Source organism: Geobacter psychrophilus (genome assembly GCF_056821595.1).
In genome coordinates, this window is record NZ_JBXDTU010000004.1 from 2079912 (window position 1) to 2092977 (window position 13066).

The following is a 13066-nucleotide window of genomic DNA, read 5'->3' on the forward strand; positions in this document are numbered from 1 at the left end:
TCATCCAAGCTCCTGCTGCATGCGCTGCATGCGATCCATCGCCGCATAGAGCCCGCCCCGTTCCAGCAGCTCTGAGGGCTGCCCCTCTTCGGCAATGGCGCCGTTTTCCAGCACAATAACCCTGTCACAATCGCGGAATGCGGATATGCGTTGGGACACGATCAGTACGGTTTTATCCAGATAAAAGCGCTTCAATTCCTCCAGGATCTCTTCCTCGCGACCGGCGTCTACCGCCGAAAGCGGGTCGTCGAGCAGCAGGACACGCGGATTCGTGACCAGTGCCCGTGCAATGGCCAGCCGCTGTTTCTGGCCACCCGACAGCGTAACCCCTTTTTCTCCTACCAGTGTATCCAGGCCTTCGCGAAATTGGGCGATATCCTCGGAAAAACCGGCTTGGCGAGCAGCCTCGGCAATACGGTTCTCGTCGTGATCCGACAGGCCATAGGCGATGTTGTCGCGGATGCTGCGGGAAAAGAGAAAGGCCTCTTGCGGGACGTAGCCCACCAGTCGCCGCAAGCTGGCCAGGGTGATGCTGTTGATGTCCCGCCCGTCAATGAACAGCATGCCGTCCGGGACCGGCAGTAGTCGCGGCAGGAGCCGGAGCAGGGTCGATTTGCCGCTGCCGACCGTGCCGGTTATGCCGACCTTTTCGCCGGGCGCAATCCTGAAGGATACATCGGCGAGGATCGGCACGTTGCCATAATTGAAGGAAAGACTGCGAAATTCAAGCCCTTCCCGGATCCCTTCCAGTGGTGCGGCATCAGCTGCGTCGGCCACGCCCGGCTCTGCCGTCAGAATGGTTGCCAGTCGTGACATGGACGCCGCCCCGCGTTGGGCCAGTGTCAGTATCCAGCCCATGACTGCTGTGGGCCAGACCAGCATGGCCAGGTAGCCGCTAAACGCCACAAAATCACCCAGACTGATGCTGTCGGCGATTACCAGCCGTCCTCCCATAAATAAAACGACGAGTGTTCCGGTGCCGGTTGCGGTTGCCATAACCGGAATGATCAGGCCGCGCAGGCGTGCCAGGCGAAGGTTGTGATGCAGGTAGCGGCCGGCAATCTCCCCGAATTGTTCCTGGAACAGTTCTTCCCGGCAATAGGACTTGATCAGTCGTACCGCGGAAACCGACTCCTCGGCCAGGCTCGACAGGCGTGCCAGTTCCTCCTGTGCTGCCAGTGAACGCTGAAACAGTCGGTGACTGACCTTTTTGACGACAAACACCATGACCGGAAAGGGGGCAATGGCACAGACCGTCAGCCAGGGGTGTATACGCAGCATCAGCGTAACGGTTGCGGTATAGATGATCAGTGTATTAACGGCACTCATGGCGCCAAAGCCGCTCAGCATGCGGACATTGGTCAGATCGTTGGAAAAGCGGGAGAGGATGTCGCCGGTCCGGCTGGTGGAAAAATAGTGCAGGTCGAGCAGCATCAGACGTTGGAAGAGGTTTTCCCGTATGCGGAATTCGATGGTGCGGGCCGCATTAAGCATGAGTGTGCGGGAAAAGATGCGGGTAACGCAATGTGTCAGGGCCAGCAGGGTGATGATCAAGGCGCAGGCCGACGGAGAAAAACGGGCCGAGGCGGGGTATTGCATGCCTTCTACGGCCAGCTTCATATACCACGGGATCAGGAGCGCAAAACCGTTGGTTGCAAGCAGAAAACAGCCGCCAGCGGCATAGCGCCAGCGGAGCGCATAAAGATAAGGATAGAGGAGGGCAAGTTCTTTAATGACCGGATACCCCTGTTCTTTTAAGGAAACGACCTGGCGTGCCCAGCCGGCAAAACGTGCCGTTATCTGCACAAATCCGCGCCATGTTAACGTGTAGTGTAAACATTTTATTGCATTATTCGTCTGTATTGTTTATATCATTACGGTAAATCTTACAAAGGCTTTCTCACCAACACAACAGGAGCGCCTTCATGAAATTCTCATTTACACGTTTGATCCCCGCCTGTTTTCTTCTGGCCCTTCCGGGGGCCGCATTGTCAGCGGAAGTTTCCGTTGATGCAACCAGCATAATCCGTTTCGAACAGCGTGCCGATCAGGCTGCGCCCAAAAAGGATATCTTTCCGGCCACTCAGTTCCTTGGGCTGGATGTCGACAAGCTGGCCGACGGGAATCTCTCCCTGCATGTCTATGGCTGGGGTCGCGCCGATATACAGGACAAGAGCTACAACGATGACCGCTACAACGGCAGCCTGACCTATGGCTATCTGCAATACCGCTTCAACAAAGCGTCAGATGTGCGCGTGGGTCGTTTCTTTGTGCATGAGGGCATCGTCAATGAGCATGTGGATGGTGTGAGCGTCCGTTCCGAGCTGCCGTTCGGTTTCGGTCTGTCGGCCTTTGGTGGTGCCAATGTGCATACCAAAAAGCTGTTGAACGAAAAAAGTGATGGCAAAGGCGAAGCCATTTACGGCGGACGCCTCAACTATCGCTACAAAGGGATGCTGGAGCTGGGCGCCTCGGGTGTCTATGAAACCAACGCACCTTCCTTGCAAAATTATTATAACGGCGGGCTTCCTAACCGTCGACTAGTTGGTGGCGATGTATGGTTCAGTCCGTTCCAGATGGTCGAGCTCATGGGGCACACCAGCTACAACATGGAAACCGAGGGTGTGGCCGAACATACCTACCTGCTGAACATCAAGCCCACGAAGCACCTGATTCTGTCGGGTGAATTCAATGAACATCGCGAGAGAAATTTCCTCTACAACTGGACCATGTTTTCCGGTGCCGGTCTCGATCCCTCCGAAAAATCCCGCTCCATCGGCGGCAGTGCTTCCTACGAATTCTCAAAGGCATTCGAACTGGCTGCGGACTATAAACACTACACCCGCGGTATCGGAAACGCCGACCGTTACGGTGCCGATGCCAAATTCTCGTTCCTGAACAATTCCGTCCGCAGCGGCCTCGGTTATCACTACCTGCGCGCCGGCAGCGAGTTTGCCATCGGCAATACCCCCAGCGCCTCTTACCACGAGTTGCGGGCGTATGTAATGCATGACACCAAAACCTACTTTGCCGCAATTGACGTGATTGACTATATCTTCAAGGACAAGGTCTATAACGAAAAGAGCGCCTGGGAGGCTATGGCTTCTGTGGGATACCATGTGACACCTGCACTGGCGGTTTCCGGTGATTTCAGCTATGGCCGAAACCCGGAATTCACTGAAGAAGTAAAAGGTCTTGCCCGTTTGACCTACAATATGACCTTTGACAGCAAAGGAGGGATGAAATGAGATTTTTCCAGGTAATGTTACCAGTCCTGGCTCTGGCCGGGTTGATGGTTATACTTGCGGCCTGTGCCCAGATGAAGACCATACCGGGCCTGCCCGCTTCGCACCCCGAGGCCCTGGTAGCCGGTCAGCAGGTCAGCTGTGCTGAGTGCCACGAAGACCAGCAGAAAGGTACGTTGAAGGCCTATAACGCTTTCAGCCACTCATACACCTTTGTCAAGAATCATCGTTTCTACGCTTCCTCTGATGAGCGGCTCTGTTCCACCTGCCATAAAAGCTCATTCTGCAATGACTGCCATACCAACCAGGTAGAGATGAAGCCCTCCTTGAAAAACGGCAATCGTCCCGACCTGACCACGCCGCATCGCGGCAATTTCGCGACCATGCACAAGATCGAAGGCAAACTTGATCCGGCCAGCTGTTACCGCTGTCACGGCCGTGCCAATAACGAACGCTGCATTAGCTGCCACCGATAGGAGAATTAGATATGAAGATACTGAGATTCGGCATAGTTCTACTCCTTTCCGTGACACTGTGGGGCTGCGGCAAGGGCAATTCCAGTGCCCCGATAACGATCGACCCGAGTACCGGAAAGCACCCGACCGGAACCGCTGTTGCTTCAACCGGTGGTTCACATGTTGATGCCTATTTTGCTAGCCCGTCCGGTTGTGAAGGCTGTCACGGCAAACCGGAAGATCTGTCCGGCGGCATCGTGAAGGTCAGCTGTTCCACAAACACCCGCGACGGAATGACCTGTCATGCCGGTAAGTTTCCCCACGGGGTTGGATTTGACGTCCCGACCGTTCACGGGCAAAAGGTGACAAACGCCCCGACCGGTACCAACGGAATCGCTTTCTGCAAAAAATGCCACGGCAGCAACTATAAAGGTATTGCCGGATCCGGCGTGAGTTGTATCGGTTGTCACCAGTTGGCAAACGCCGCCAACAATGCGCCGCATGCCGCTAACTGGCTGGGCGGTGCTCTGCCGCATTCAGCGACCGACCAGGCCAACGCACCTGCCTGTGGCGAATGCCACCTTGGTGGGCAAAAACTCTCCACACCGGTTCCACTAAAGGCCGGCAACCCGACCCCGACCTGCTTTGGCGCAACTGCGCTCTGCCACTTCGAGGCGGGCCATGCGAATCCTTATATTTCCAAGAACGATCACGGGCTTGCGGCTCACGCCAATCTGGGGAGATGCATCCCCTGTCATGCCGATTACCCGGCTGGCAGCACTGTACCCAATTTCTCCCGAGTCAGGGGCACAACAAACCTGAGTCCGAATGGCTGCCAGAATTGTCACACCCAGGCTGGGCTGGCGCATCCTTACGGCTGGTTGCCGGGGCGTGGCACTACAACTGGTCAGGGCGGAAATAACACGACCAATCATGCCACCGCATCGCTCGGAACCGCTGGCGCATATTGCAATCCCTGCCACGCACTTACGGGGACGGCAAATCTGCCCAATTCAGTTGCCCCTTCCTGCATGACGCAGACAGCGCAAATTGGCGGTACAACCTATTGCCACTTCACCGCCAGTCCTGTTGCCAACCCCACGGGATGCGCATCATGTCACGCGAATACACCAAGCGGACCGAACGGTTCAGCAGCACCGAACCGAAATGGGAAGCATTCGACCCACTTCGCCATGATAACTACTGGTCTCGTTTGTGCTGATTGCCATGGTGTTTATGGATCGGGTCGTACTGACCATGCCACCAGAACTACTGCACAATTGTCTTTTGCAGCTAAATTCTCCGATACCGGCGTAGGCTACACATCGCCAACCTGTTCAGCGGTTAGTTGTCATGGCGGCCAGGCGGTTGCGTGGACAAGCACGACGGCTCTAGGGTGTTTGAATTGCCATCATCTGGTGGATGCAAGCCCGGCAAGCGCCGCCTTACAGTATATTGACGTCTATAATGGCGATATTCCTGCAGCCGTTGCTGGTAACTTTGCGGGATTGAATCTGCACGTTATTCATTCAAATGGTGAAGCAGCATCGCTACAATGCACTCAATGTCACGATACAGCCAAGCTCGCAACTATGCATTTCACGAATATTTTGAGTGGTAAAGCAAAAACGTTTGCTCCGGGAGTTGCTGCCGGTACTGTGGGCAATCCCAGTAATCCACAAAATCGAATTAGTTCGTATACGTATACCGGCACAGTTGGTCAGAAATCGAGTTGTGTTACCAGTTGTCACGCAACTCCAATGTCATGGTTCCAGTAATATAGCAAGTTGGTTGAATTGCATAGAATGCCCCGCCATGTACCGGTGGGGCATTCGTATTAAATAAATATGTAAACAACGAATTGTGATTGAATGGTAAATATGGCAATAAATTTGCATCAATAAAAAATAGATAGCAGAACCGACTTGATTCATGGCAATATCGTGAAACGTTCAGATCCGGATGGGTCGAGAACTTGAAAGCTTAATTAACTAGTGGATTTAGCAAACATATTGGCAACCTGCTTTTAGTCTGGAGGCACATCTTTATGAACAATCGTAGCAAGATAATACTCACCATTGGCCTGGCTGTATCCCTGCAAATGGGGTTGTATCCAACAACCGATATCGCTATGAGTGCGACGGCACCGGTAGTTACCACCCAGCCTGCAATTACTACGGAAATAAGCACTCCGGTGAGGCTTGCTACCGATGTATCCGGCAACATCTATGCGACAGATCATCATGCTGGCGGCATTCTTAAGTACAACAGTGCCGGCATATTAGTGCAAAAGATTGTCACGTCAAAAAGCGGTGGCGGGGTCGCCATAGCACAGGATGGTACGCCGAATGCTAGGCTGCTTGTTACTCAAGGTAACTATGTAGCAGTTATAAATCCATCTACCGGTGTCGAGCTTTCCCGTTTCGGCGCATTTAAATATGCGAATGGTATCACTGTAGACAGCAGCAATAATATTTATGTGACAGACAGTCTAGATAATAAACTGTATAAGTTTAATTCAACATATATTCAGCAGACACCTGTTGCAGCAATTGCTGTTCCAGGCGCTGTTAGTGCTCGTCCTACCGGAATTGCCTATGATAAATTCAATAATCGTCTGGCGATTGCGAACTCATTGGCAGGCGCTATTCAGTTTTATAACCCTGCGACAATGACTTTAATTGAGACCGTGGGATCAAGAAATATTAACGAATACGATTATGTTCCGCCCATCTATCCATCGGCTCCAGAGTTTACCTATCCCCAGGGCGTGTCGTTTGAATACGATTACAATACAGCTACTCCTCCTGCGATTATCGGAGTGAAGCGAATCTATGTAGCTGAAACCTATCAGGCTAATATTCAGGTTCTGGATGGTGTTGCTCCCTACGACAGGATAGCAGACGTCGGCGGGTATGGTTTTGTTAATGGCAAGCTGTATGTTCCTTCGGATGTCCTGATTGATCAGTTTGGTACTTCAAAGCGTATTTTGGTTGCCAATGGCGCCGGTACACTTGCTGCTTACAATATCAGCGACGGACAGGGTTTCAACCTGACCCTGATTACAGCTGGTGATGGTACTATCAACGGTGGTACGGTTGAAACAAGCTGCGGTCCGAACACGACTTGCTCGTCGGTGATTGCAGCCAATACATTAGTAAGTCTGACAGCAACTGCAGCCGTGAATTCAACGTTTGGCAGTTGGACAACTGGTCCCTGTACCGGTTCAACTGTGAATACATGTGCTTTCACAATGACTGCTGACCAGATCGTAACTGCGACATTTGCAGTATCGCAGATCAAGCCGTTCAGAGTAAACGGTTCCTACTTCGACAACCTGCAGGCCGCTTATAATGCAGCAACTACAGGGTCGACGATCTATATTATGGGAGGACCTCAGTCAGCCAATACGACTGGTGGATTTACGGCTAATGATCCAACAAAAACTGTTACTCTTAAAGGCGGCTACGATACACTATTTAGTGAGCCAGCTAGTGGTGTTAATACGACCATATCCGGCAGGATCAATGTCCAGGCCGGAAAAGTTATCATGAATAATGTGAGGGTGAAATAAGTACACTAATGGTCTTGTCGCAGGATGAACAGTCCTGTGACAAGACCCCTTACTTTTTCGATAAAAAAGTTTAAACTAACCTACAAAATAAAGATTTACTGTTCCCACTGTTTTAAGGAGCTGATATGAAGAAATCATCCGTTGTTATCTGGGCTTTGGCACTTTTTGTCGTCACTATTCCACTGATTGCAGGCGCTGCAACTCCTGCTGCGCCGCACTATGGTTCCGGTGTTCAGTGTATAACTTGCCATGCTACTACTCCCCAGGGGCCTGGGAAATTATCCAATGTACCAGGTTTTGTGGCTACATCGCCTGCGATATACAACAATGTGTGCCAAAACTGTCATCGTCCTGGTGATGCCCTTGCAGGAGCAAAGCCTCTCGCTTCGACGGACGCATCACAGGTGTTCGGTGGGCAGGGAACCTCTAAAATGCAAACCTCGCATCGTTGGGATGGTTCCGATACGAATCCGGCTGCCGGCGCGCAGCCACCAATTCAGGCCGCGATGACGTCTGGGACACTTTTGCAGGGTACTGCGACAGGTGCACCAAATCTGCGGGGTAGAACCGGTAATCAGCTTGCCTGTGTTCGTTGCCACAGTGTTCACATTAATCCTAATCCAAACGGTAACGCACTGCGTATGGCCAACGATCAGGATCAGATGTGCATGGACTGTCACCGTTCCAGAAATCAGCAGTCGCATCTTTCTGGAACACATCCTGTTAATGTAAATTATAATAGTGCAAAAGTTGCAGCACCTGCTTCTTTCAATACAACACCCCAGAATGCCAATCCGGCCAACCCGACGTCTGATTTGAATGCAAAACTAACCTCAACGGGCAACATAGTTTGTTCTACATGCCATGGCGTGCATTATACTGATTCACGCAGTTCTACCTTTGACGGCGCGTCCAGTGCCAAAGGCAGATACAACTATGCCAACCTGAGTACTGGTGACGGTTTCATTCTGCGTACTGATCGACGTAGTGCTGCAGTTGCCAGCGGTCAACCGGATAATCTTAATATCTGTACCAACTGTCACGCCGGAAAAATGAACCATAATGCCAAGGGTCAGAACATTCAGTGTACCGATTGTCATGGTGCCCATGTCGATTATGACCCTACAGACCCAACTTCTAAACCTAACGTTTACTTGATTCAAAGAAACCCGACGGTTCCTGCTGGCGCCAGCAAGATTTATTTCCGCTACACAGGCAGCCAGAGAGAGTACAAAAACGCTAATAATACTGGTGTATGTCAGGGTTGTCATGCTGTGCCAATCGGCCTCGCATATCCTGGTCATAACAGTAATAATGCCAATGATTGTAACAGCTGTCATTCGCATGGAGCTCTAAAAGGGGCATTTTCCCCATCATGTGACGGATGCCATGGCAATCCTCCGACAATAAATGCTCTGGGTGGCCCCAATGGTTTGGCTACACCGGCAACCGGTGCTTTGGGCACAACCTACACAAACACTGCAGTTGGTGCAGGTGCTCATGCAAAACATGCAACACTGCATAATATGGAATGTTCAACCTGTCATAATGGTTACTTAAATAGGGCTATGCCTACAACAACCATTGATATGGGCTTCGCTGCCAATCCAGCAAACGTCCCGGGCTTTAAGGGCACCAGCGTTTCCGGTTCCTACAACAATAACAGGGCTCTCCTCAATGGTTACACCTTTACCGGCCCAGTTGGTGCGGGAGCAAGTACATGTTCGGCGGTTTACTGCCATGGTGCTACACTCACACCCGGTAGCAACCCAAATCCATCGTGGACTGGTAATGCCTCACAGGTTGCCTGCGGTACCTGTCACGAAACGTCCGGTGACTTCCTTACCATGGGTTCGCACATTTCACATGCCGGTTCTACTCAACAGATGACTTGTAATCTGTGTCACCCTACAACCACTGATGTATCTAACAACACATCTCATATGCAGGGCAGCGTACAGTTGGATCTTTCCAGAATAAGCGCATCTGCACAGTACAAACCTGATGGTGGTGTTTATGCGAATATTGGTGAAACCAATAAAGTTGCTCCGAGTGCAGTATATGGTACTTGTAACAACATCGTATGTCATGGTCAGGCAACTAACATTCAGTGGGGCAGTACTCTGTACTCCGCAACGGAAACCTGTGCAAAATGCCATAGTAGTCAACTTTCAGTAGCAACAGATAATGCTTTCTACTCAACCGCAACACCGAAGGTAACTTCAAATGCTGATGCGAAAGTTGGTGCTCACAATTCGCACCTCACTGGTACGGATAAAATTTCTTCACCTATGACCTGTAACGACTGCCATGGCACAGTTGCTGCTGTCAATCAAGCTGGCCATATGAACGGCACACTTGATTTCAACTGGGGTGCTTTGGCAGATGGAAGTATAATAAGCGGTGTTGCAAAAACGACCCCAACTTATGCAAACGGAACTTGCTCAAACTATTGCCATGGTGCAACGCTATCAGGTGGCTCAAACAAAAACCCGGCATGGAACAGCACGACCTATTTACCTGCAACTCTTACTACGGCAGCCTGCGGTACTTGTCACGGTTTCCCTCCGGTTTCACATACCCAAGCAGGTGGGTATGGAGTTGCTGTACCGACAGGATTCCCGCTCACAGGTTGCTCGTGTCACCCGACAATCAACCCAGCGGGCACCAGTTATGCTAATATTTTCCAGACTGGTGCAGCTGGTGAAAAACATTTAGACGGTAAAGTGAATGGTGGTTCCGGTACTTGCGACGCATGCCACGGCTACCCGCCTGCAAATAAACGGTTTGTGCCTTCTGCTGGTAGCTGGGCGTCAGCCAAGATGGAGAATTACACTGGCGGTGGCGGTGCACATACGGTTGCCGGCCATGTGAAACCCGATGTAACAACTGCTGGCGGTTTCGCTAACTGCACGCCGTGCCATAAAGAAGCAGACCACAATATGGGTGCTGCGATTCAGCCTAGCAACGTAAAGGTGAGCATCGGATCAAGAGTCAGATTCTCAGAAAACAGGACACCAAAATATACTTCCAATAATCTGGATGGTAACCTGCACGTGCCTGGAAATTGCTCAAACGTTGCTTGCCATTTCCAGAAAACACCGAAGTGGTAATAAAATAAATACTCACGCTCTACACCACGTGGAGCGTGAGTATTAAAAAAATAAAGAGGGCTTACATGCTGATGATGTAAGCCCTCTTTTTGTGTCTAAAGTGCAGGATTAAAACATTGCTGCGATGTAAAACAAAAACGACGCCAAAGGCGTCGCTGTACGTTGAAAACGGTAATGATTATCTTGATCTATCGAGCGGGGACTGAAAAGTGCTGACCAATGGCCTCGGTTAATGCTTTCAGCGTGTATTCTGACGGTTCGATATCGACCTTCAAACCGATCTCGCGACATGCCTTGGAGGTTATGGGGCCGATTGATGCGACAATAACCCCTTTCAGCATATCAGCCAGCAGATCAGTGCCCAGCAATTGGGATAAGTTGTGTACTGTGGATGAAGACGTAAAGGTGATGCAATCCACGCAGCGTTTTTCCAATGCGAAAATGGATTCGGGACAGAGACGGTCCGGCAGAACATTGCGATATGCAACCGGTGCTATAACACGGGCACCCAGTTCTTGCAGCTGGACCGGGATGACGTCGCGGGCCCGGTCGGCTCGCGGGTACAGAACTATTTTGCCGGCGATGCCGAGTCTGGCAAACTCGGCCACAACACCTTCCGCCTTATAGTCTGCAGGGATCAGATCGGGACGGATACCATACGATTTGATAGCTTCCGCCGTTTTGGGGCCGACAGCGCAGACCCTGCATTTCCCCAATGAACGTGCATCGAGGCCGAGTGCTGACAGGCGCTCAAAAAAGTAGCGCACGGCATTGCCGGAAGTCAACACCAGCCAGTCAAAGCCGGTCATATCAGCGATGGCAGTATCCAGCTCCTGCCAGCTTTCAGGTTCTATGAGATGAATAGTGGGACATTCCATGACCGTTGCACCCAGGTCGGAAAGCAAGGCTGAAAACTCACCTGCCTGATCGGCGGCGCGGGTGACGATAATTTTACGTCCGGAAAGAGGGCGATTATCGAACCAGCGCAACTGCTCACGCAGCTTTACAACCTCACCGACTATCGTTACCGCCGGCGGCTTAAAATCGACGGCCTCGGCCTGGTCGGCAATATCAGCCACGGTTCCGGTCAGCACCTGCTGCCCGGCGGTTGTCGCCCATCGTACGAGCGCAACCGGTGTTTGAGGGCTGCGACCGCTGGCCGCCATGCGTTCCATATTCTGGCGCAGGGTGGTGACGCCCATGTAGAATACGACGGTACCGCTGCCTATGGACAGGCGCTCCCAGTCGATTGTTGATTCGTCTTTGTCTTTGCCTTCCTGGCCGGTCACAAATGCTACCGAAGCGGTGAAGTCGCGATGGGTCAGGGGGATGCCGGCGTAGGCGGCCGCCCCAACCGCTGCGGTCACACCGGGTACGATCTCAAAGGGAATGCCTGCCGCGTACAGGGCTTCGCACTCTTCCCCACCCCGGCCGAACACAAAGGGATCGCCACCTTTGAGGCGTACAACGACCTTGCCGGCCAGTGCCTTCTCAACCAGCAAGTGGTTGATCTCTTCCTGGTCCTGATTGTGCCGGCCGCCGATTTTACCGGCGTAAATCCTTTCAGCAGAGGCCGGGGCGTGATTGAGCAGCTGCTCGTTGGCCAGGTAATCATAGACGACAACCTGCGCCTGCTGCAGACATTCAACGCCGCGCACGGTAATCAGGCCGGGTGCGCCCGGGCCGGCGCCGACCAGATAGACGATAGCGCTAGGCATTGATTTCTCTCTGATAGACTTCTTCCAGAATGGCTTTGCCGCCTTCGGACAGCAGTTGGTCCGCAAGCTGGATGCCGAGCCTTTCATACTCTTCCATCGGACCGCTGATCTCGCCGCGCACAGAGCGGCTGCCGTCTACTGCTGCAATAAATCCGACCAAACGCAGTGTACCGGCATTGATGGTGCCGTGAGCGGCAATCGGCACCTGGCAGCCGCCTTCACAGCGCTTCAGTAAAGCCCGTTCGGCGCGGACGGCGTAGTTGGTCTCCGGGTGATTGAAAAAGGCGATCGTCGCGGTGATGACAGGGTCAGCCAGGCGGCATTCGATGCCTAACGCGCCCTGTCCGATGGCAGGTATCGAGAGGTCCACATCCAGGTACTCTGCGACCTTGTCGGTAAAACCGAGGCGCTTGAGTCCGGCCGCAGCCAGTATAACGGCGTCGAGTTTGTCATCATCGAGCTTGCGGATGCGTGTTTCTACGTTGCCGCGAATGATGCACATCTCCAGGTCCGGCCGTACTTTCAGTAACTGGGCCTGGCGTCGCAGAGCCGAGGTGCCGATGCGGGCGCCCTGGGGCAGGTTGGCGAAGGTGACATTTCGTGAAATAACGGCATCGCGCGGATCTTCCCGTTCAGTGATGCAGTACAGGCCCAAGCCTTCGGGAAAGTCGGTGGGGACATCCTTCATGCTGTGCACGGCAATATCGATCTCGTCGCGCAACATGGCCTCTTCGATCTCCTTGACGAAGAGTCCCTTGCCGCCGACCTGTGCCAGAGGGACATCCAGGATCTTGTCGCCAATGGTCTTGATCTTTGTCAGGGTGACGTCCATGCCGGGGTATTTCTTCTCCAGCTCGGATTTGACCCAATTGGCCTGCCAGAGGGCCAGCTGACTGGCGCGGGTACCGATGCGAAGTTGTTTGGGGGCCATAAAATCTCCATTCAATTCAAGAATATACAA

8 protein-coding genes are annotated in these 13066 nt (G+C 52.5%); 5 read left to right on the forward strand and 3 right to left on the reverse strand.

Annotation, left to right across the window (positions count from 1 at the left end; genetic code table 11):
• Positions 1-1806, reverse strand: a complete 1806-nt coding sequence (locus ACOCF6_RS11980) for an ABC transporter ATP-binding protein (protein WP_482460607.1) — start codon at positions 1804-1806, stop codon at positions 1-3.
• Between the two features lie 119 nt (positions 1807-1925).
• Here ACOCF6_RS11980 and ACOCF6_RS11985 point away from each other — a divergent pair, with 119 nt between their 5' ends.
• From ACOCF6_RS11985 to ACOCF6_RS12005, 5 genes are all read left to right on the forward strand, one after another.
• Entirely contained in the window at positions 1926-3248 is a 1323-nt protein-coding gene (locus ACOCF6_RS11985) for a hypothetical protein (protein ID WP_482460608.1), read from the forward strand.
• Complete coding sequence (locus ACOCF6_RS11990) at positions 3245-3721, forward strand: cytochrome C (RefSeq protein WP_482460609.1); 477 nt, start codon at positions 3245-3247, stop codon at positions 3719-3721. The genes ACOCF6_RS11985 and ACOCF6_RS11990 overlap by 4 nt, the downstream gene beginning before the upstream one ends.
• Before the next feature lie 11 nt (positions 3722-3732).
• On the forward strand, positions 3733-5478 hold the full coding sequence (locus ACOCF6_RS11995) for a hypothetical protein (RefSeq protein ID WP_482460610.1): 1746 nt from the start codon (positions 3733-3735) through the stop codon (positions 5476-5478).
• Positions 5479-5747: 269 nt separating this feature from the next.
• Positions 5748-7274 (forward strand): InlB B-repeat-containing protein, encoded by a 1527-nt coding sequence (locus ACOCF6_RS12000; RefSeq protein ID WP_482460611.1) that lies wholly within the window; start codon positions 5748-5750, stop codon positions 7272-7274.
• Between the two features lie 125 nt (positions 7275-7399).
• The gene (locus tag ACOCF6_RS12005) at positions 7400-10387 is read left to right on the forward strand and encodes a CxxxxCH/CxxCH domain c-type cytochrome (protein WP_482460612.1); all 2988 of its coding nucleotides are present in this window, start codon (positions 7400-7402) and stop codon (positions 10385-10387) included.
• A 188-nt stretch (positions 10388-10575) separates the two neighbouring features.
• On the opposite strand, the gene cobA is transcribed toward ACOCF6_RS12005, so the two are convergent.
• Positions 10576-12105 carry a uroporphyrinogen-III C-methyltransferase gene (gene cobA, locus ACOCF6_RS12010; RefSeq protein ID WP_482460613.1) on the reverse strand — a complete coding sequence of 510 codons (1530 nt, stop codon included), beginning with the start codon at positions 12103-12105 and terminating at the stop codon, positions 10576-10578.
• Complete coding sequence (gene hemC, locus ACOCF6_RS12015) at positions 12098-13036, reverse strand: hydroxymethylbilane synthase (protein ID WP_482460614.1); 939 nt, start codon at positions 13034-13036, stop codon at positions 12098-12100. The genes cobA and hemC overlap by 8 nt, the downstream gene beginning before the upstream one ends.
• Positions 13037-13066: the final 30 nt, after the last annotated feature.